The following is a 22018-nucleotide window of genomic DNA, read 5'->3' as shown; positions in this document are numbered from 1 at the left end:
GGTGATTTCGCGGGATTTCGGGGGTTTGTGGAATCCAGTGCGTAGGTTACTGGAAACGGACAGAAACGGACACCAGTTACAAATAGATACAATTTAACATAATATACATTATGCGCCAGTACACATATCCCATAACGGCACTGGTACACGGCATTTCAAAAGCCACATCCATCGGCTCCATCACACACCTCAGTCGACACCAGCTGCAAACCCCTCGACAATCGCCATCCGCACTATTTTCAAGGATGAATCATGAATCGCACTCTGGCGTTCGTTCTCGCCTGCATCAGTCTGCCTGTCTGGTCGGCCAGCCCGATTACTTTCGTGGCAAAGCCACTTGGTAAGCACATTCAAACCCTGAGCAACGCGTTCGCTTGTGAGGTCACCGCCGGGATGCCTGGCGCAAGCCGGTCACCTCAATGCCGCAACCGGAACAATCCAGCGCTTACGAATTCCCGAGAACTCGATAAAGCTGCGGACGTGAAAACGCTGCGCGAATGCATGAAGCCCAATAACCTGATCGACGAGGATGTGCGCAAATGCATGAAGGGTATTTAAGTCGTAATCACGCAAACAGTTGCAGCGCGGCATCGTCCCAGTCGTGCCCGGCGACTGACCAGCCGTTATCCGATGGTGGCGGGAATCCGGTGCGGCAATAACCTTGTCTGGCCTGAAAATCGAATATTGCATGGGGATAATCGTTAATAAGCAGGACCGCTTTGGCATGATCCAGCGACCAGCCAATCTTGATAGCTGAAGGTTTTGCGCGGTCAGTGACGTCTGCCACATTGTAAATGTGCAGCGCGTCCTGGATGGGATTGTCCTGTGAACCCGTGTTGATCGCATAGAAATAGCCTGTGTCCTCGTCATCTTCGAAGACTACGACGAAAGCGCCTTCTTGCGCCGGAGCTTCGATGACCAAGGCCTGTCCGACATTCAATTCGTGTTCACTTGCCAAATAGACAGGCATTCGCATGCTCCTTAAGTGCTCGGACTTACTTGAAAGTGGTTTTGATATTCTGCATTTATACGCGGGTTGACCTCAATGCCCTTCAGGCGCGCGAGCCACTCACTGATAACTAAACTAAAGAGTCATTTAGTTGAGTTATATTATTGAGCATCCAACGTCAACCCGCCCTAACCCTCCAACACCAATGAAACGTCCGGATATCTGGCACAGATAAAGTCGACAAACGCCCGCACCTTCGGAGCCGCAAGACGTCTTGATACCTGGTGGATCGTTTGCAAGCCATCATCGGACGTCTTCTGCGTACTTACGAAAGCTTCGTGCGTGAGGCCACCGGTAGCAGCTGATTCCGGTAAACATATCAGGGGGCAGACATGCGTGTGCCCCCTTCCCTGCTTCGTAACGTTCAAACGCTTTCAACGACGTCCGTCTGTAACGACAATTGCGCATGTGCATGTTGCCGATACCTGGAACCACAAGGCCTCTTCAGGACTGCGGTACATCGTCAATCCGCCCGGCGCCAAAGTGACAGTGCACCAGCATATGGATATGTATCAGAGCGAGATAGACTGGGACGTCTTCTTCTCTTCGCTGGCCAACGTCGGTTTCGACGGTATTGTCACTGCATGCGTATTCGGCTGGGAAGAACGCGCTGATCAGCCCGGGACTTTCATGCGACGTAAATTCAGAGTTACGTAGACAAGTATTGGCCAGGAAAATCGATCAGTAGAAATTGATAATATTCAAGAGCCACCCGGAGCGACGAACAGCGTAGTAACTGTCTAACTTCTTATTGAACAGGCAGGTGCGTAAAGACAATAAAAAAAGGGGACGATGATCGTCCCCTTTTTCATTCGTTCAGCTCAACACCTGTATCAGACAGCGGCAACAACCTTGGCCGGTGGCTGAGTGCGACGACCCAGTACACCTGCACCGGCAGCGACCAGACCCGAGATCACCAGCGTGATCAGCAGAATCCATGCACCTTGCGATACGCGCTTGGCAGTCACTTCAGCCGCTTCACGTGCCTTCTGTTCAGCCTGAGCTTTTAGTTCCTGATACTTGGCATACGCCTGACGATAGCTGGCCTGAGCCTGATCAACGATCTGGTTGGCTTCTGCGTCAGTCTTGTTGCCACGCGCCTTGATCAGATTGACCAGCGCCTGACGGTCAGCGGCATCCCACGCCTGGTCACCCTTGGCCTTGATGCGATCCATCAGACCACCCAGTTGCTCATCGGCCTGCTGTGGGTTTTGCGCGCTGCGCTCAGCAGTGTTCTGCGCATCCTGCTGGGTAGCCTGAGCTTCCTGCTTGATGGCATCCGGGTTCAGCTCGGCCTTGCCGGTCTGACGCATGGCGGTCTCGATCTCACCCTGAATATCGTCCAGGTTGAAGTCGATGCCTTGCTCACGCAGTTGATCCTGAATCTTGCTACCCACAGCAGGAGCAACCTGAGCGATACCGCTGCCCAGTGCCGACATGCCGCTGCCAGCCAGATTAAGGCCGCCACGTACCACACCTGTTACCGCGCTGGTTACCAGATAGATGGTAATCAGCGATACGCTCGCCCATACCAGCAGACCATGGAAAGCGCCTTCTCGCTGAGCCAGACGGCCAGCGGCCCAGCCACCGACAAACAACGAGATGACCGAACTGACAACTACCCATATACCAGCACCGGTACCAATGCCGGACATCGGATTGGCTTCCTGCATGGGATCAATGGTGGCGGTGCCAATGGCAGTACCCAAAAGATTCAACAACAAGGAAACAACCATGGCCAGTACCACACCGGCCAGAATCGCGCTCCAGGAAATACGGTTGAGCAACGGTGCCATGGCATGGGTGTCTTGATAGACAGGTGCGCCCGGGGCGATACGGTCATCGCGAATCATAGTGGTAATCCTTCGAGTCAGTGGCAGAACACGCTAAGTTATTTGGCTTACACTCCAATGACCCAGGGGCCGTTGAATAAGTTTAATGATTTCGACAACTTTTTTTGAAGAGCAAATGCTCTACGAAATCTGTTCAAACCTCAACGGAACGGAACGTCTCATCCATGTTCCAACCGACTCTGTTTTTTTGGGTGTATCTGAAAACTCGTTAATACTGTATCCATTTCAGGTCATCAGATGACTGTTGTTTCATAACAAAGTGCTTATATCAAACAGGTAGGTTATGACGTCTGAACTGCAAAATGCTTCGCCGTATCCAAAGAACTTCCGCTGTAAGAAATCCATCAGCGATCTCGATCAACGCGCATAAAAAAGCCCGATCGAAATCAGGCTTCTTGGGGCGCGAGGCAATTATCGATCAGGCAATACCATTCGGGCCGTCCAGTACCTGCCTGACTTTCCTGGCCAGATCGTGAGGCATACAGGGCTTTGATACCACGTCGAACTCCGAGCCGCCGATATCGGTCCGCTCTATCGAGCTCTCGGCATAGCCGGTGGTAAGCAGTACTTTGACTTTCGGGTAACGACGCTTGACCTCACGAGCCAGCATGACCCCGTTCATACCGCCCGGCATGATCAGGTCGGTGAACAGCAGATCGTACGTGCAGCCGGATTCGAACTTTTTCAGTGCTTCACGTGCGTTGAGCACGATATCTGAAGTGTAGCCGTAGTCATCCAGCACCATCTTCGCCAGTTCCGCCACGTCCGGGCGATCTTCCACGATCAGAATACGCTCGCTGCTGCCCAGTCGCTGCCGCTGTTCCAGCGCCTGGGGCGACTCACTGGCGATAGTGGCTTCATCGACCGGAAAGTAAAGACGCAAGGTGGTACCCACGCCTTCTTCGGTGTAGATGCGTGCAGCGCCGCCTGATTGCTTGGCGAAGCCATACACCATGGAGAGGCCCAGACCTGAGCCCTTGCCCTCTTCCTTGGTGGTAAAGAACGGGTCCATCACCCGGTCACGAATGCTCGAGGGCATGCCGATGCCGTTATCCGTCACGGCGATACTTACGTAGCGCCCCGGCAATAGTCCGTCATAAGACATGTTGGCCAGCTCATCGACCACCAGATTGCGCGTCTCGATGAAGATCTTGGGGTTTGGCCTGCCAATCAAGGCATCGCGCGAATTGATGAAAATGTTCAGCAGCGCGACTTCTGCCTGAGTCGGATCGATACGGCAGTTCTTCAGTGCGGGATCAAGATCGGTCTCGATGGTCACTTCTGAACCAAAGGTTCGCTCGATCAGCGGCTCGGTGCTGGATATCAAACCATTGAGATTGAGCACACGACCATGCAGTTTCTGTTTCCGGGCAAACGCCAGTAACTGCTTGGTCAGCGTGCTCGCCCTTTCCACGGCAGATTTGGCGTGATGCACACTGCGCCGAACACGCGGTATGTCTATGGTCGGTTTTTCGGCTGCCGTACCGATCAGATCAATGTACCCACCCATGACCTGCAGCAGGTTATTGAAGTCGTGCGCGATCCCGCCAGTCAGTTGACCGAGCGCTTCCATTTTCTGCGCCTGACGCAGGGCCTCTTCCGCGTCCCGGCGACGGCTGATGTCCAACTGTGAGGCGAAGAAATAGATCAGGTCACCAGCATCGTTGTACACCGGAGAAATGAACAACGCGTTCCAGAACGACGAACCGTCCTTGCGGTAATTGAGAATCTCCGTGGAAATATCGTTGCGCTCATGGATAGCGTCGCGAATGGTCTTCACCACGGCGCGGTCGGTCTCCGGGCCTTGCAGGAACCGGCAGTTGGAACCGATGATTTCTTCAGAGGCATACCCGGTCATTTCCAGAAACGCCTTGTTGGCGAAGATGATCGGGTTATCTTCGCTGTTGGGGTCGGTCACGATCATCGGCATGCGTGTCGTTTCTACCGCTGCGAAGAAGATATCCTTTCCCTGATGGGAGATGTTACCGCTCGCCGTATTGTCGACACGGGTCTTGTTTTCCGACACGCCAGGACTCCCAGAATAATATCAGCGTGACTGCACGCACTCACCGCTTACGACTTCAACACCCTCCAAAGGGTTCTATGCCGTATTGAAAAAACAGAATTATATGCATATGGATAGGGCCGGGAGAACCTGATTCATTCGCCGACCAGCGTCTGAGCGACCCAGAGCGATTCATAGACACCGCCTTGTCTGCGCAGTTGCATGGGCGGTCCATCTTCAATGATCTTCCCTTCGTGCAGGACGATGACCCGGTCGACATTGGCGACGGTGGACAGCCTGTGCGCCACCACCAGCACGGTTCTGCCGTGCATCAGCCTGGCCAGAGCTGCCTGGATTACAGTCTCGGAATGTGAGTCCAGTGCGGACGTCGCTTCGTCAAGAATCAGGATCGGTGCATTCTTGAGAAAGACTCGGGCAAGACCCAGTCGCTGACGCTGCCCACCTGACAGCTTTACGCCCCGCTCGCCCACCAGTGTGTCGTAACCTTCCGATAGCGCGCGAATGAACTCGTCGCAATAAGCCTGTCGCGATGCCTGAATAACGTCTTCATATCGTGCATCGGGTAACCCGTAAGCGATGTTTTCGTAAATACTGCGGTTGAACAGCGTGGGCTCTTGCGGAACAACAGCAATCTGTTTCCTGAGACTGTCCTGGCTGACGGCTCTGATGTCGCGTTCGTCCATCAGAATGACGCCGTTGCTGACATCGTCAAGACGTTGTAACAGACTCAGTAACGTCGACTTTCCCGCGCCCGAAGAGCCAACGATACCGACATGTTGCCCGGCAGGAATATCCAGATTCAAGTGCTCGAATATACGGCGTCCTTCCGGATAGCGGTACGACACATCAATAATCCGGATTGCTCCCCGACTGGGTTTCAACTCGGCCTTGGCATCACTCAAGGTATAAGGCTGAATGATGATGCGCAGCGTACCGGCAATTACACCCAGTTGCTGTGAAGTGTCGACCAGTGCCAGCGCCAGGTCTCGCGAGCCGTGCAGTATGCGGAACGTCAGCGCGCTGACCAGCACCACGTCACCCGCCGTGACCGCACTGTCGCGCCACAGCAGAATGGCCCATCCCAGCATTCCACCCGCCATGACCGACAGGCAGATATCGTGCAGCACCCGGGCTTTTTCCAGATAAATCCAGCTGCGTCGTTGCGCGCGTGCTTCGATGCCGATGGACGCCTCAAGCCGCTGGCATTCGCGCTCCCGGGCGGAGAATGCTTTGATGGTCCAGATGTTGGAAACCAGATCCACCATCTCGCCACCAACCCTGGCGGATTGCGCGGCGAAATCGATATGTTTCGAGCGACCGCGTACTCCGACCACGATGATCAACGCTGCGACCAGAAAAACACATAGAATCAACACGTTCGCCATCGCCACCTTGACCGTGTACAACACAACCACCGCCCCCAGAAAATCGACGCAAGGTGGGATGATCTTCCAGGCCAGACCGCCATAGATCGAACCGGCAGCAGCGCCGGCCGATGAGATGCGATTGGCCAGCGATCCCGAGAAGTGCTGTGAAAAATAGCGCATCGGGTGACCGGTCAGGTGATTGAACAGGTCCACCCGCAGGTCGGCGCAACTGGCGACCACCGTGCTGCAGCCGAGCCAGCCACCCAGTCGCCAGAACAGGTTTTCGACCACGATCAGTCCGAGGAACAGAAAAAACGGTATCCAGATGTGCTCGCTTCTGTGGTCGCCCAAGGTCATGACATCGACCAGCATCTTCATGCCGTACTGAACAGCCACCGCGCAACTGGCCGCGCCTACGATCAGCAATAGCATGGCGCCGAAATGCCGGGGTCGCAGAAACACGTAGCGGGTCAAAAAGGGTACGGCACGTTCCGGCAGAGGTGTCGCAGCGCTTTTTCGCATGCTTCATCGGCCTCTTTCAGCATTCAGAACCGACGAGTGCGGGGTCTCGAACATCTTATCCGCTTCACGAATCGCCACTTGCAACGGATGAAATGCAGCACGCTGACCCTGGCCGTCGGCGTAGCCCAGCAGACCGGCCGGGCAATATCGTCCATCATCCCAGCCGGGATAATCCAGGATCGGATACCAGCAGATGCCTTCCACCGGCACCCCGGCCTGCACGGCTTTTTTGACCTGATCGGTGACGTAACGAAACCAGGGCACACGCTGCTCACCCTCGGCGCCCGTTTCCGACACCAGAATGGGTCTGCCGTAGCGGACGAACAGCTCACGGAGCATGCCGCTGAACGGCCGGTACTCCGGCTCGCCGCGCATTACACGCCGACCGTTGAATATCCATTGGTTATGCGGATAGAAATTGGCACCCAGCACGTCCAGGTACTCGGGCCGCCCTCCCAACCCCGGCCATTGGCGTCCGCTCAACATATCCCAGGCTTCGAACTGCGCCCGCCGGTAATTCTCGGCGGCCTCGATCTCGTCATTACGTCGCGTGGCTGGCATTACGTGAATCAGCGGATCGGCCTGTATAAACCGGGCGCCAGGCTCCACACCTCGTATGGCTTCGATCGCTGCGATGCTTGCCCTGACCAGCTGATGCTTGAGTTCCATGCCCCGGCGTTCCGCGCCAGGATTGAGATACCCCACATCGCCTCCCGCCCAGCTCCAGAACGAAATCTCGTTGATCGGCGAATAAAACGGCATGGCGTCGCCTTCGTCCTTGATCACCTGTGCGGCAGCAGTTGCAAAGCGCGCGAAACGCTCCACAAACTGCGGCTGCCAGATGTCCACATCGTCAGGATAACCGTAATGGCAAAGGTCCCAAATCACCTGGGTACCTTGAGCACGCGCAGCCCGCAGCATGGGGAGCAAACTTCCCCAGTCATAGACCCCCGGACGCGTTTCGATCAGGTGCCAGCGCAGCCCGCTGCGCACCGTGCGTATGGCACAGTTTTCCATGGCCGCGAAATCCTTGCCAGGCCAGTGGGCATGCCCTGTGGAATACAGCAGGTCGAGACGTTCGCCATCGCGTCGCCGATGAGTCGAACACTCGAATCCGCCCATAAAAAAACTCTTGAACAAACCTGGCATGCTCAATTTCCCGCCGGCTGCTCGTTCAACAGCCGCGGTTTCAGCTCTGGCGCGGCAGGTGCATGCACTTCGGCAAAACGCTGATACAAGGCCAGCGCCTGTCCCACCACCTGATCCATGTTGTAGTACTTATAAGTGCCCAGCCTTCCAAGAAACGTAACGTCGTCAGACTGATCGGCCAGGGCCTTGTAACGTTTGTACAGCTCGTTGTTCTCCTGACGCGGTATCGGATAGTAGGGATCGCCCTCCGCACTCGGAAACTCATAGGTCACGCTGGTTTTCGGATGCTGCTGCCCTGTCAGGTGTTTGTATTCGGTGATGCGGGTGTACCGGACTTGTTCATCCGGGTAATTAACCACTGCGACGGGCTGAAACTGAGCCCGATCAACCGTTTCGTGTTCGAAGCGCAATGAGCGATAGGGCAAGCGTCCGTAGCAGTGGCCGAAATACTCATCAATGGGACCGCAATACACCAGATGCCGATAGGACAATGCTTCGCGCACCTCGGCGAAATCGACGCCCAGCACAATGTCGATCCGTTCATGATCCAGCATGCGCTCGAACATTTTCGTGTAGCCGTGCAGCGGCATCTTCTGAAAACTGTCGGTGAAATAGCGACTGTCAGTCGTGGTGCGCGTCGGCACCCTTGACGTCACCGACTTGTCCAGTTGCGAAGGGTCCAGGCCCCATTGCTTGCGCGTGTAGCCCCTGAAAAATTTCTCGTACAGCTCTCGTCCGATCTGATTGATCACCACATCTTCGGAGGTCCTGATCATGCCCACCGGCTCAGCGCGTTCGGCCAGAAACGCTTCGGCCTGCTGTTCGTCCATCTGCAGGTCATACAGCGTATTCAACGTATCCAGATTGATGGGAATCGGGACAAGCCTGCCATCGACCTGCGCCAAGACCCGGTGCTCGTAGCTGTACCATTCAGTGAACTGCGAGAGGTAGCTCACGATGCGTTCGGCGTTGGTATGAAAGATATGCGGACCGTAGCGATGCACGAGCACGCCCGCGCCGTCCGGATGGTCGTACGCATTGCCGGCAATATGGGGGCGACGATCAATCAACAGCACGCGTTTGCCCAGACCTGCGGCCAGTCTCTCGGCCAGCACACTGCCGGCAAAACCGGCACCGACGATCATGAAATCGTAGGGCTGCGAAACGTTGATGGCAGACTCGAGCGTTATTTCAGGCATTGGATCTGCTCCTGCATGGCTGCACAGGTCTTGTCCCAGGATTTGTCCGCAAGCACGGCGTCTGCACGGTCATAAAACTCACTGGACTTGCCGTTTCCGAGTGCACGCTCGATTGCATCGTAAAACTGCATGGCGTCAGCGGCGATGGTCACCACGCCGCTTTCTCCATAAGTACTGACCACATCGGTGACAGGTGTCGACACCACCGGGCAGCCGCCCGCCAAGTACTCCGGGGTTTTGGTCGGACTGATGAAGCGCGTGGACTCGTTGATCGCGAATGGCATCAAAGCCACGTTCCAGCCGGACAGGTAGGCTGGCAGGTCGTCATAGGATTTGCAGCCCAGGTAATGAATGTTCGGCAATTGGGGCAGACTGTCCGGATCAATCTTGACCACAGGGCCAATCAACACGAACTGCCATTGAGGCTGAGCACTGGCTACCTGACGAATCAGCTCGACGTCGAACCGCTCGTCGATCACGCCAAAGAACCCCAGACGCGGACCCGGAATGTCCTGCTGGTCTGGCGGGTCGCTCAAGCCATGCCGCGCGGTCGCAAAATGCTCGATGTCCACGCTGCTGGGCATGGAGTGCACGTTGTTGTGCCGTTGCTTCTTGGCCTTCCAAAGACTGTGCCCGCCCGTAAAAACCACGTCCGCACGTTCCAGCAGGTATTGCTCCATGTCGATCAACTCGGGCGGTGCGCCTTTGAATGCCGACAGCTCGTCCATGCAATCGTAGATCGTTGCCTGAGGCCAGAGATGGTCAGTGAAGGCCAGGCTCATTGGCGTGAAGTACCACAGGAACAATTCGCTCGATGGATGCTGTTCCAGCCAGCGATCAAGCAATTCACGTTGCGTGCGACCCACCTGTTCAGGCGGCAGATCACGAGACAGATGCGGCACCAGCACGGTTACGCCAGAGGCCTGCGGCAGGGCTTCAAGCCAATTTCCGGGGAAATCCGCGAAGACCGGCTCCTCAAAGAAAAGCACGTCATAGTCCCTGACCATTCGAGACATGATGTGTTGAGGACGCTGGTAGACAAACCCCCACCTCAGGTGGGAGAGGCAGAGTAGAACGGGGCGTGGGTCGTGTCTGGTTTGCGATGCGGTCGACAAGTCTGAATGAATCGCTTCTGCACGGTTCATGAAGTTTCCCTTCTTGTAAAAAAGTGCCCGGACGAATCTGAAGGGCGCCTTTAAGGGCTGAACTTCGACTGCATTCATTAATGAAAGCAAGGCGGCAAGGCGCGTTGAGCCCGGTGAAGACTCTGCTCTTGCCCACCCTTACCGAATGTATTGAGAGCGTTGCGACACACCCGTTCATTTCTCCCGATGAACTGCACGCGCCACTGGGAGAAGTTCGTTGAACTCGTGGGCAGGGAAATTTCCCTAGTCATAAGCGAATGCTTTTTTGGTACCCGCAGTGCGTCACTGAACTGTTGGGTCGATGGGGTCCTGATTTTCGCTCGCAAACACACCGTACGCCCTGATCCCAGGGGACGGAGTCGTCAGCCCGCCTCTCCCCGAGGCCGCGAAAAGCAAAGGAAGGACAACCATGATCCTAGTGACCGGTGGTGCGGGATACATTGGCGCGCATATCGTGCTGGCGCTGCTTGAGCACGGAAACGAAGTGCTGGTGCTGGACAACCTGTGCAACAGCTCGCGAGAAACGCTTGATCGAGTGGCAAACATCACCGGCAGCCATTTCGACTTCATTCCTGGAGATGTTCGCAGCAAGGCCACTCTGCATGCCCTGTTCGCTGCATACTCTATAGACGCTGTCGTGCACTGTGCAGGCCTCAAGGCTGTAGGCGAAAGCGTGCGTGAGCCACTGCGCTATTTCGAGACCAATGTCAGTGGCAGCGTGAGTCTCTGCCAGGCGATGGCCGAGGCTGGCGTCTTCAATCTGCTGTTCAGCTCATCGGCCACCGTGTATGGAGAAGCTGACCGCATGCCGCTGGATGAAACCTGCGCATTGGGCCTGCCGACCAATCCTTACGGCCATTCCAAACTCATGGCCGAACACGTGATGAAGAGCGCCGCCAGTTCAGACCCGCGCTGGGCCATCGGCCTGTTGCGCTACTTCAACCCCATCGGCGCGCATCCATCGGGAATGCTGGGTGAATCGCCACGCAATACGCCCAACAACCTGTTGCCGTTCCTGTTACAGGTCGCCAATCGGCAGCGCCCTGCCCTGCATGTGTTCGGCAGCGACTACTCGACGCCTGATGGCACCGGCGTACGGGATTACCTGCATGTAATGGACCTGGCCGAGGGTCATTTGAAAGCGCTGGCCCGGATAGGCAATCAACGCGGCGTTTCCATCTGGAATCTGGGCACCGGTCGAGGCTATTCGGTGCTTGAAGTGGTGAAGACGTTCGAACGGATCTCGGGGGTGAAGGTGCCGCTTGTCTTCGAGCCCCGCCGTGCAGGTGACGTGGCTGAGTGCTGGTCAGATCCGGGCAAGGCACGGCGTGAACTGGGCTGGGAGGCCCGCCATGACCTTGACGCCATGTTGACCGATGCGTGGCGCTGGCAATGCATGAACCCTCAAGGGCTGGAACTTGAGGTATTGGTGGGCTGATACCTGCTTCCTGGCCATTCGTCACCCTGCCGGACAAACCTGGGAATCGGTGCAACGCAGCATTTTTCTAAAAGGTACGCCTGGATAGTTGTCGGAATTTGCCTGGACACCGACCAGCGGTGACTGACAGCTCACAGGAAGTGACGCGTTGGGGATATCCGGCATCGAAACCTCTGTCCCCAAAACACGCATGGCCACGGCTCTGCGATGACCGTCACCGAGCGTATTGCGTGACGGTCCCAGCCTAGAGGCCTCTTTACGTGCAACACACTCCCCCCTTCCCGCTTGCCGCTGTGCTGAAACTGCTCGGCGTGACCACGGCGCTTGCCTGCGCCACTCAGGTTCGTGCGGAACAGGCCGTGAACCTGTCCAGCATCGAAGTGGACGGCAGCGCCGTGCAGAGTCCTGCCGAAACGACGCGTGATGCCTTGCGCAGCGTGCCCGGTGGCACTAACACCGTGGACCTGAATCGGGTTGGTCAGGGGCACGTAGCCACCAACGAAGACGTATTCCGCTATCAGGCGGGTATCTACGCAAAGGCAGCCAACAACGAGGGTGCGAAGATTTCCATTCGCGGTTCAGGGCTGAACCGGGCACCCGGTGCACACGCCTCGGGACTGTTCGAAACGCTCGACGGGCTGCCCCTCACCGGCCCCGGTGGCACGCCGTACGAGCTCAAGGAGCCGTTGTGGCTGAGCCATGTCGAAGTGCGCCGTGGCGCGAACGGTTTTGAACTGGGATCGCTGGCACTGGGCGGCGCGGTCAACTACGTTACTCATACCGGCTACGACGTGCCTCGCCTGCAGGTACGCTATGAAGCCGGAAGCCACGGTTACGCCAAACGGCAGATCAGTTCCGGCAATGTACTGGGAAATCTGGATTACTACGTCGCCCTGACTGATTCGAACTACGACGGCTTTCAGGATCACAGCGCAGGCGGCAGCAAGGGCATTGCCGCGAATGTCGGCTATCGCTTCAGCCCTGACCTGGAGACCCGCTTTTTCTTTCGCTACCGCGAAACCGACAACGACTCGCCCGGACGCCTGACCCGCGAGCAGATCCGCCACGATCCACGTGCAGCCAACACGCTCAACGCAGCCCGTGACTCCAAACGCCTGCAACCGGGCAGCACCTGGCTGGGCAACAAAACCACAATCTATCTGGATGACAGTTCCAGAATCGAGACCGGTCTGGTCTATCACGACTATCCGATGGACCTGCGCGAAGGTACCAATCGCCTGAAGGTCGCCTACACCGACATCAGCGGCACGCTGAATTACATTCGACAGGACACCGTGTTCGGCCATCAAAGCAACACAACCCTGGGCCTGCGCACCACCAAGGGGTTGCCGAACAATGGTGCGTCAGAGTTCGTACGCATACCCGCTGGCAACACCGCCAACTACACGCCAGGCACCAGAACCCGTGACTACAGCTATCTGGGTTCGGACAGCGTTCTGCAGTTGAGCAACGATCTGGAAGTGGTTCCGGACCTGTGGTTGACCACCGGCGTTGCTGCCATTTACACCCGTCGCGAGACCGAGGTCACCTACCCCGCTACCCAAGGAGCCGTCAGCACCCATGACTGGGACTACGCCTCTCGCCTCGGCCTGCGCTATGACTTTACTCCGCAATTGCAGGTCTACGGCAACCTGAGCCGCTCGGTCGAGCCGCCTCACGCGTGGTCGATGATCTGGGGTTCGAACCAGTTCTTTCCCGCTGGAAGCGGCCCGGCGACAGGACTGCAACGCGTTGGCGTGAAACTTGAAAACCAGACCGCGACTACTCTGGAACTCGGAGGGCGCGGCCGGGGATGGATGGGTGATTGGGAAGCGGGGTGGTATTACTCGCAGGTCAGGCATGAATTATTGAGTGTCGAAACCCAGGCCGCGAGCCCAACCTCTTCGCAGGTGATTGCCGAATCCAACGCCAGCCCGACGGTTCATACCGGCGTTGAGCTGAGCCTCGACAGTCCGCTGTGGCAAGGCGGGACTGCCGGCAAGCTGGATTTGCGTCAGGCGTACACATTCAGTGATTTTCACTATCGGGACGATGACCGGTTTGGCGACAACGCCCTCCCCGGCATCCCGCGGCACTACTATCAGGCTGAGCTGCGTTACAGCCATCCCACCGGCTTTTACGCCGGCTTGAACACCGAACACGCGTCGAAGATCGCCGTCGACTACGCCAATTCGTTTTACGCTGACCAATACACCTTGCTCGGGGTGACCTTCGGCTACGCCTCGCCCAGGGATGACTGGCAAACCTGGCTTGACCTGCGCAACCTGACCAATCGACGCTATGCCAGTACGGTAACGCCGGGCTACGACGATGCAGGGCGCGACGTGGCGCGCTCGACGCCCGGCGATGGCATGGGCGTCTATGCGGGCGTGTCCTGGAGTCTGCGTTGACGCGCAGTCGGAAGGGATGATCAAAAGTTGGCGGGGGTGTTGGCGCTGATGATTTCGGCCTCATCCTGGCCGATGTTGCGGAACCGGTGAGGCAAGGTAGTGGGGAAATAGTAGCCATCGCCGGGATTGAGAATATTGATCTGACCGTTGATGGTCAGCTCAACCGTACCGCGCGTGACCAGACCGCACTCCTCGCCTTCGCTGTGCACGATGGGCTCTTCGCCCGAGTCGGCACCCGGCGCGTACTGCTCGCGCAGAAAGCGCATCTGACGCGTCGGCAGTGTCGCACCTACCAGCAACAGACGCACGCCGTTGCGCCCCAGATCGGGCTGATCGCCGCCTCGAAACACATACTGATCCTGCCCGGGTGGCTGATCGAAGGTAAAGAAGTCGGCCAGCGACATCGGAATGCCTTCCAGCAGCTTCTTGAGCGAACTGATCGAGGGGCTTACACGGTTCTGTTCAATCAGGGAAATCGTGGCATTGGTCACACCACTGCGTCTGGCGAGTTCGCGTTGCGACAGCTTGTAGCTTTCACGCACCAGCTTGAGTCGTGCTCCCGTATCCATAGTGGCCTTATGTGAAAAAATATCCGGTCAAGAAACTTGGCTTCGACGCAGCAGTGCGCCTGAAGCCATGAGGTCGGATATTAAATCACGTTTGCCGGCAAGGCTCAGTAGTTGATCGCTGACCGTGCACCGGCATAAACCTGACACGCCTGGCGGAACGCCTCGAACATTTTCAGTGACACCGGGTTTTCCGTGAATGCCCATTCGGGATGCCACTGCACGCCCAGTACAAAGCCGGGAGCGCCAGGCAGGGAAACGGCTTCTACCAGCCCGTCCGGAGCCAGGGCCTCGGCACGCAGGTCGGACGCGAGGCGATCAATGCCCTGACTGTGCAGGCTGTTCACCGCAAAGCCGGGCGCAAGGCCCAGAGACTCGAGAACGCCACCCGGCTGCACAGAGACATCATGTTGCGGCACGTATTGCTCGGCCACCACGTCGCTCTGCGGCTCGCGATGATCCAGATAGCCCGGCAAGTCCTGAACACGCTGATGCAGGCTGCCGCCCAACGCCACGTTCAGTTCCTGAAACCCACGGCAAATGCACAGCACCGGAACGCCCTGAGCGATGGCGGCCCTGAGCAACGGCAACGTGTTGCGATCACGAAACACATCATGCGCGGTGCCTTCGATACTCGGCGTGCCGTTGTAATGATGAGGCTCGACATTGGACGGTGATCCGGTGAACAGCAGTCCGTCCAGATGCGCCAGCATCTGCGCCGGTTCGATCGGTACATTCAGTGCCGGCAGGATCACAGGTATTCCCGCAAAACCCGCTGCTTCGACGTATTTGTCGCCCGCTGTGTGCGAGGAATATTTGCCCAATTGCTGGCGACAGGCGCTGACGCCGATCAAAGGAATTCGAGACATGGTTCAGGTCCTGGCTTGAAAGGTCGAGCACCGGGTTTGAAGTGAAAAAGCTGCTATCCAGTGCCATTGAAACCAGTCTAGGATAGTCAGCTACGCAATCGACATGGGCATTCAGGCAAGGAAACTGTGCAGCGATGCAATATGAAGTCAGCCATTCGGATCTTTCTCTGGTGCTTGCGCTGATCAGAGGTCGCACACTGGCGCGTGCAGCGGAGCTGCTGAACGTCGATATTTCCACGGTATTCCGCTCGATCAAACGCCTCGAGGCTGCGCTGGGCATCGCCCTGTTTGTAAAGAACCGACGAGGCTACATCCCTACCGATACCGCCAGCGCGATGGCCGAACAGGCCGAACGCGCAGAGCTTGCGTTGAACGCTGCACGTATCGCCCTGCAGCAAGGCGAGAACGTGGTGAGCGGCACGGTACGCCTGACCTGCACCGACGCTGTACTGCACAACCTGCTGCTGCCCGCCCTCGCCCGCTTCATGCCGAACTACCCGGCCCTGACGCTGGAACTGGCCACGTCCAACTCCTTCGCCAACCTCAGCCGCCGGGACGCCGATATCGCGTTGCGTCTGACCAACACACCGCCAGAACACCTGATTGGACGGCGCATCGGCACGACTGAATACGTCATCTGCGGGTTGCCCGAATATCGTGACGCACTGCAAACAACGCCGTCGTCTGTGCCGTGGATCAGCCCTGACGACTCGATGCCGGACCACACCTCCGTGATCTGGCGCAATCAGGCATTTCCGGACGTGGTACCGCGGTATCGCTGCAGCAGCATGTCCGCCGTTTCACAATTGGTCGCCGCAGGGCTCGGTGTCGCGGCGCTGACTGACTTCACCGCTCGCGGGCTGTCAGGCGTCGAGAAATTGAGCGCGCCGCTGGAGGGCTGCTGCACCGACCTCTGGCTCCTGACCCGCCCCGACTGCCGCGCCTTGCGTTCCGTCCAGACCCTGCTGGATGAACTCGCGCCACTGCTGCGCGATGCCTTACAGCCCTGACTTCTGCCCACATTGGACATACGATCCGGGAAGCTCCACGTCCCGCGGGGTCTGATCACACGAATTTTGTTCATGCGTCAGATCATGCAGTGCTTTGAAAGAAGCCCTTTACGCAGCGCGCAGCCACAATGGATCCACTAAATAATAGTTAATTCATTTAATCATTTTATTTTCCCTTGCTATGTGGCATTAATAGCCCAGGCCACACGTCCACCTGAAACTGATGGATCCATAAAAACAAAATCGAACCGTGGAGAATCCTCATGCATCCGAAAAATACGTGGTACGTCGCCTGTGCAGCGGATGAAGTGACTGACAAGCCGCTCGGCAGGCAGATCTGCAACGAAAAGATGGTGTTCTACCGCGATCAAAATCAACAGATCGTGGCTCTCGATGACTTCTGTCCGCATCGCGGCGCCCCGCTTTCCCTGGGATTTGTCCAGAACGGGCAACTGGTCTGCGGTTACCACGGGCTGGTGATGGGCGGCGACGGCCAGACTGTCGCCATGCCCGGTCAGCGCGTCCGTGGCTTCCCCTGCAACAAGACCTTTGCCGCCGTCGAGCGTTACGGATTCATCTGGGTGTGGCCGGGTGATCGGGAAAAGGCCGACGCTGCACTGATTCCTCATCTGGAGTGGGCAGTCAGTGATCAGTGGGCGTACGGCGGAGGGCTGTTTCACATTCAGTGCGATTACCGCCTGATGATCGACAACCTGATGGACCTGACCCACGAAACCTACGTCCATGCCTCCAGCATCGGCCAAAAGGAAATCGACGAGGCACCGCCGGTGACCACTGTCGAAGGCGAAGAAGTCGTCACTGCCCGGCACATGGAAAACATCATGCCGCCGCCGTTCTGGAAAATGGCGTTGCGCGGCAACAACCTGGCAGATGACGTGCCAGTGGACCGCTGGCAGATCTGCCGTTTCACACCGCCCAGCCATGTGCACATCGAAGTGGGTGTCGCCCACGCCGGAAAAGGCGGCTACAACGCCCCTCACGAATTCAAGGCGTCAAGCATCGTCGTCGACTTCATTACCCCCGAAACCGACACGTCAATCTGGTACTTCTGGGGCATGGCGCGCAACTTCAACCCGCAGGACGAGGCGCTGACAGCGAGCATCCGCGAGGGTCAGGGCAAAATCTTCACCGAGGATCTGGAAATGCTCGAACGCCAGCAGCAGAACCTGCTCCAGCATCCGGATCGCAAGCTGCTCAAGCTAAACATCGATGCAGGCGGCGTGCAGTCTCGCAAGATTATCGAGCGACTGATCGCCAGCGAACAGGCCGCCGGCGGCGACCAGGTCCCTGTGGCCAACCTGAAGTGAACCCGAGGTGCGACATGATCGACGTGACTGTGTTATCGCGCACGGACGAAGCGCTGGACATCTGCAGCTATGAACTGGTGCGAACCGACGGCGGCCTGTTACCGCCCTTCACCGCAGGTTCGCACATCGACGTGCACCTGCCGGACGGCCTGATTCGCCAGTACTCGTTATGCAACCCGCCCACAGAACGCCATCGCTACCTGATAGGCGTGCTGAACGATCCCGCCTCACGAGGCGGCTCGCGCATTCTGCATCAACAGTGTCATCCAGGCACTCACCTGCGCATCAGTGAACCGCGAAACCTGTTTCCGCTTGCAGAGCGCGCCAGCCGTACCCTGCTGTTTGGGGGTGGTATTGGAATCACGCCAATCCTGTGCATGGCCGAGCATCTCGCGCAACACGAAGCGCCGTTTGAATTGCATTACTGTGCCCGCTCCGCCGACCGTGCAGCGTTTGTGGAACGCCTGACGCAGTCGGCATTTGCCGATCAGGTCAACCTGCATTTCGACGATCGCCCGCAAACCCGACTGGATGCGCTGGCAGTGCTGGCCGATCCGGATGCCGACGCTCAGGTGTATGTCTGCGGACCCACCGGATTCATGCAGCATATTCTCGACACGGCTCATGCCCAAGGCTGGCCGGAACACCAGTTGCATCGCGAATACTTCAGCGCAGCGCCGGTGGATACCAGCAACGACGGCAGCTTTTCGGTGGAAATCGGCAGCACCGGCCAGGTGTTCAGCGTGCCGGCCGACAAGACCGTCGCTCAGGTGCTGGAAAGCCATGGCATCGATATTCCACTTTCCTGCGAACAGGGTGTCTGCGGCACCTGCCTGACCCGAGTACTGAAGGGTGTTCCCGATCACCGCGACCTGTTTCTGACCGAGGCCGAACAGGCGCTCAATGATCAGTTCACCCCGTGCTGCTCTCGCTCGAAAACACCATTGCTGGTCATCGACCTCTGACTATTCGGAGCGCTGGATCACTTTCATGCGCTCATGAACGCCAGCGCCGAATATCTCGGCATAACGCAGCGTGGCGTTGGCGTGCTCGCGCATGATCGCTTCGGCCCGTGCGCTCTGGCCATTGATCAGTGCATCCACCACCGCGTGATGCTGCATGTGCGCAAAGTTGAAACGCCTGAACTCGCGCACCAGATCATTGCGATCCACCGCGAGTGCGGTGACCGAGGCGAACGGCAAGTGATCATTGCGTGCCAGCGCATCGGCAATCGCCGGATTGCCACTGCCTTCGACGATGACTCGGTGCAGACGCATGTTAAGGTCGTGATAAACCTCAAGGTCATCCTCGGTCACGAAGCCTTTGGCAAACAGCGCATCCCCTTGGACCAGACAGATTTCCAGCTCGTCCCGGGCTTGCTGACTGACACCGATCTCAGCCATCTGCCGCGCCGCCAACCCCTCGAGCACCCCGCGAACTTCAACCGCTCCGGCGATTTCGTGCGCACTGATGGAGCGCACCTGAAACCCGCGACCACCGAAAGGCACCAGCAGCCCTTCCTGCTCGAGTGTTCGAAATGCCATGCGCACCGGCATGCGCGATACGCCGAATCGTTCGGCAGTGGGCACTTCCATCAAACGCTCTCCAGCCGCCAGTTCGCCTGATGCGATCATCTTGCGCAGCGATACAAGAACGGTCTGGCCGGGTCTGCTCATGAACGGGTGTTCCGGGAAATGAAGGCGTGCATCATAACAGGCCGCACACTGACCGCTCACCAGGCTGAGTAATACCTGAGTCTTCCGGAAGAAGCGGCGCCACGTGCTTCAGCCCGAAGGGCATGGGAGCGCCAGGAGGTTACGACGGCAGCGACAGGCTACGAAGCAGCCTGGTTTCATCTGACACACCAGGCAAACCGCCTCAAACGATCCGCTGTTTGCTCACGGACGGAGTGACGTCTCGCACACTCATCCGAAGCTGCGTTCGCCATCCGGCGTGTCGATCCACTTCAATGTGTCTTCAAAGCTGATCGGCGGACTGTAGAAATAACCTTGAACCAACGTGCAGCCAAGGGTTTCCAGAGCGCTGAGTTCTTCCTGTGTCTCCACGCCCTCGATGACGCAACCGAGCGACATATCCATACTCAAGGCCACCAGGGATTTGACGATCTTGTAGCTGGCCGGGTTGTCGTGAACGCCGGTCACGAAGCTTCGATCGATCTTGAGCTTGGTCAGGGCCAGCGCGTGCAACTGGCTGAGGCTCGAATAACCGGTGCCGAAGTCATCCAGCGATATCCCGCATCCCAACTGCCGGAACTGGTTGACCGCCTGCTGCACCTGAGCGATGTCCTTCATGACGGCCGTCTCGGTGATTTCAAGATCCAGCCGCGACGCGTCGAAACCACTGTTCTCGATGATCTCCACGATCTGGTTGACGCTCTCGCAGGTGGCAAAATCATGGGCCGAGAGGTTGAACGACAACCTGATGGGTGCAGGCCAGGACAGCGCCTTCTGCAAGGCATGAGTCAGCAACGGCGCAGTCAGTTTGTTGATCATGCCGATGCGCTCGGCAATCGGGATGAAGCGCGCAGGCGACACCGCACCCAGTTCCGGGCTGTTCCAGCGGGCAAGCGCTTCGAATGCGACGGTTTCCCTGCTCCGGCTGTTCATGATGGGCTGGAACAGCACGTAGAACTCGGTCTCCAGACTGGCTCGCCGCAGTGCCTGCTCAGTCACACCATCAGCGTGCAGCTGTTGACGATGACTGGCAGAAAACAGGCAGGTCGAACCGGGGTTGTGATTCTTTCCCTGATAGAGCGCGTAGTCCGCGTACTCGAACAATTGCGTGGCGTTGTCGGCCGTTGCCGGGTAGGTCGCAATACCGAAGGTAGCGCCGATCTGGATCGGCATTTCCAACAGTTCGAAATGCTCATGCATCTGATCGCACAGGCGTTTGCCCAAGGCCAGCAAAGCTTCTCTGCTGATGTCACCTTTGATGACCAGCGCAAACTCGTCGCCACCCAGTCGCGACACATGAACCATGTCGCTTGCCGCCTGCTTCAGGCGATCGGCGACCATGACCAGCAACTGGTCGCCGGTGCGATGACCGTACAGATCATTCACCGGTTTGAAACCATCCAGGTCCAGTATGCCGACCGCAAGCCCGGTGCCACGCGCCAGCGCATCGGTCATGGCCAGGTCCAGGGTCTGGAAGAATTGACGCCGGTTGGGCAATCCGGTCAGGCTGTCCTGATTGGCCAGCAGCAGGTTTTCGTTGCTCAGTCGCTCGGTCTGCACCTGCACATTTACCAGGCTGGTGAAGTCACGGTATTGATAACGAAGAATGATCAGCATGCCGATCGACACCAATACGATGTTCGCCGCCGTGGCGATGAAGATCGTGTTGTGGGTCGAGGCGAAGAACACCACGAAGGCCGCGTTCACCACCACCGCCGTCGTGAGCGCGGCAGGCTGCAGGTGCATCATGCAGAAAATGCACACAATCACCGTGATGCCCATGAAAAAGGCGACGTGGGCCTGTGCGTAGGCGTCGCCATAGGGGTACAGCGCCAGCGACCAGCCTGCGAACGCAGCGGCAATAATCCCGGCCAGGCCATTGGTGCTACGCAAGGTGGCCACGATCATCGCTTCGGACGGCAGCCTGTTGACTGTACGCAGCCACATGCGGGCGCGAATCCCGCACACCAGCGTCAGCAATCCCGGTACCAGCAGGGTCAGCCACAACGGCGCAGAACGGTGAGTGAACGCCAGCGCCCAGGTGTTGACCAGCAGCACGAAGTACATCAACGGCAGTTGACGGGACAACGCGATGTATTGGGCCTGGAGCAGCCGGGGGTGATCAGTGGGCACTGACATCAGGGTACGCAGAGTACCCAACAGGTTTTTCAGCATCGCAAGGCTTCTCTGTTACCACAGTCAAAGCGCACGTGGCTTGCTGTATTTCATGCGGGCCGGGCAACGTGCGGCTCGCTTGTCATGCTCTCGGCCAGGGCGACTCTTTCTTTAACACAAAACACGACTTTCAAGCGGCTTTTCAATTAAAGGGGTTTCAACTTTACCGCGCCACGCTCACTCGACGCAGACCGGAAGCTGTTGTATATATCAGGCCGACTTGAAGTGCCGCATGATTTGAACCAAACCGCCAAAAT

Annotated in this window: 18 protein-coding genes; 7 read left to right on the top strand and 11 right to left on the bottom strand. The window is 57.7% G+C overall.

The window, feature by feature from the left end:
* Positions 1-252: 252 nt before the first annotated feature.
* Positions 253-558: a hypothetical protein gene (locus KDX39_RS25110; protein ID WP_231662233.1), complete on the top strand. Its 306-nt coding sequence runs from the start codon at positions 253-255 to the stop codon at positions 556-558.
* Positions 559-565: 7 nt separating this feature from the next.
* On the opposite strand, the gene KDX39_RS25105 is transcribed toward KDX39_RS25110, so the two are convergent.
* Positions 566-970 (bottom strand): DUF2251 domain-containing protein, encoded by a 405-nt coding sequence (locus tag KDX39_RS25105; protein WP_231662232.1) that lies wholly within the window; start codon positions 968-970, stop codon positions 566-568.
* Positions 971-1291: 321 nt separating this feature from the next.
* On the opposite strand from KDX39_RS25105, the gene KDX39_RS25095 reads away from it, so the two are divergent.
* Positions 1292-1666: a TIM barrel protein gene (locus tag KDX39_RS25095; protein ID WP_442964583.1), complete on the top strand. Its 375-nt coding sequence runs from the start codon at positions 1292-1294 to the stop codon at positions 1664-1666.
* Between the two features lie 176 nt (positions 1667-1842).
* Here the strand turns inward: KDX39_RS25095 and KDX39_RS25090 are convergent, their stop codons facing one another.
* From KDX39_RS25090 to KDX39_RS25065, 6 genes are all read right to left on the bottom strand, one after another.
* The gene (locus tag KDX39_RS25090) at positions 1843-2862 is read right to left on the bottom strand and encodes a hypothetical protein (RefSeq protein ID WP_210069717.1); all 1020 of its coding nucleotides are present in this window, start codon (positions 2860-2862) and stop codon (positions 1843-1845) included.
* Positions 2863-3280: 418 nt separating this feature from the next.
* On the bottom strand, positions 3281-4888 hold the full coding sequence (locus KDX39_RS25085; protein WP_231662231.1) for a hybrid sensor histidine kinase/response regulator: 1608 nt from the start codon (positions 4886-4888) through the stop codon (positions 3281-3283).
* Between the two features lie 134 nt (positions 4889-5022).
* Positions 5023-6777, bottom strand: a complete 1755-nt coding sequence (locus tag KDX39_RS25080; RefSeq protein WP_231662230.1) for an ABC transporter ATP-binding protein — start codon at positions 6775-6777, stop codon at positions 5023-5025.
* A 3-nt stretch (positions 6778-6780) separates the two neighbouring features.
* The gene (locus tag KDX39_RS25075) at positions 6781-7926 is read right to left on the bottom strand and encodes a family 1 glycosylhydrolase (protein WP_231662229.1); all 1146 of its coding nucleotides are present in this window, start codon (positions 7924-7926) and stop codon (positions 6781-6783) included.
* A 2-nt stretch (positions 7927-7928) separates the two neighbouring features.
* Entirely contained in the window at positions 7929-9125 is a 1197-nt protein-coding gene (gene glf / locus KDX39_RS25070) for a UDP-galactopyranose mutase (RefSeq protein WP_231662228.1), read from the bottom strand.
* Positions 9113-10270: a glycosyltransferase family 1 protein gene (locus KDX39_RS25065; protein WP_231662227.1), complete on the bottom strand. Its 1158-nt coding sequence runs from the start codon at positions 10268-10270 to the stop codon at positions 9113-9115. The genes glf and KDX39_RS25065 overlap by 13 nt, the downstream gene beginning before the upstream one ends.
* 409 nt (positions 10271-10679) lie before the next feature.
* On the opposite strand from KDX39_RS25065, the gene galE reads away from it, so the two are divergent.
* Complete coding sequence (galE, locus tag KDX39_RS25060) at positions 10680-11708, top strand: UDP-glucose 4-epimerase GalE (protein WP_231662226.1); 1029 nt, start codon at positions 10680-10682, stop codon at positions 11706-11708.
* A 260-nt stretch (positions 11709-11968) separates the two neighbouring features.
* Positions 11969-14119 (top strand): TonB-dependent receptor family protein, encoded by a 2151-nt coding sequence (locus KDX39_RS25055; protein WP_442964582.1) that lies wholly within the window; start codon positions 11969-11971, stop codon positions 14117-14119.
* 20 nt (positions 14120-14139) lie between these two features.
* Here KDX39_RS25055 and KDX39_RS25050 read toward each other — a convergent pair whose 3' ends face one another.
* Positions 14140-14688, bottom strand: coding sequence for a cupin domain-containing protein (locus KDX39_RS25050; RefSeq protein WP_099227571.1), 549 nt, complete (start codon positions 14686-14688; stop codon positions 14140-14142).
* Between the two features lie 104 nt (positions 14689-14792).
* The gene (locus tag KDX39_RS25045; RefSeq protein WP_231662225.1) at positions 14793-15554 is read right to left on the bottom strand and encodes a gamma-glutamyl-gamma-aminobutyrate hydrolase family protein; all 762 of its coding nucleotides are present in this window, start codon (positions 15552-15554) and stop codon (positions 14793-14795) included.
* 134 nt (positions 15555-15688) lie between these two features.
* Between KDX39_RS25045 and KDX39_RS25040 the strand changes: the two genes are divergently transcribed.
* The 3 genes from KDX39_RS25040 (at position 15689) to KDX39_RS25030 (ending at position 18857) form a co-directional block, all read left to right on the top strand.
* Positions 15689-16564 carry a LysR family transcriptional regulator gene (locus KDX39_RS25040; RefSeq protein WP_231662224.1) on the top strand — a complete coding sequence of 292 codons (876 nt, stop codon included), beginning with the start codon at positions 15689-15691 and terminating at the stop codon, positions 16562-16564.
* Positions 16565-16827: 263 nt separating this feature from the next.
* Positions 16828-17892, top strand: a complete 1065-nt coding sequence (locus tag KDX39_RS25035; RefSeq protein WP_231662223.1) for an aromatic ring-hydroxylating dioxygenase subunit alpha — start codon at positions 16828-16830, stop codon at positions 17890-17892.
* 14 nt (positions 17893-17906) lie between these two features.
* The gene (locus KDX39_RS25030) at positions 17907-18857 is read left to right on the top strand and encodes a PDR/VanB family oxidoreductase (protein WP_231662222.1); all 951 of its coding nucleotides are present in this window, start codon (positions 17907-17909) and stop codon (positions 18855-18857) included.
* Here the strand turns inward: KDX39_RS25030 and KDX39_RS25025 are convergent, their stop codons facing one another.
* Positions 18858-19568 carry a GntR family transcriptional regulator gene (locus KDX39_RS25025; protein WP_231662221.1) on the bottom strand — a complete coding sequence of 237 codons (711 nt, stop codon included), beginning with the start codon at positions 19566-19568 and terminating at the stop codon, positions 18858-18860.
* Between the two features lie 249 nt (positions 19569-19817).
* Entirely contained in the window at positions 19818-21761 is a 1944-nt protein-coding gene (locus KDX39_RS25020; protein WP_231662220.1) for a putative bifunctional diguanylate cyclase/phosphodiesterase, read from the bottom strand.
* Positions 21762-22018 lie beyond the last annotated feature (257 nt).

It is taken from the genome of Pseudomonas sp. CDFA 610 (assembly GCF_021147865.1).
Classification (GTDB): domain Bacteria; phylum Pseudomonadota; class Gammaproteobacteria; order Pseudomonadales; family Pseudomonadaceae; genus Aquipseudomonas; species Aquipseudomonas alliivorans.
Note: the sequence above shows the minus strand (reverse complement) of the source record. Positions and strands in the feature narration are given on the sequence as shown.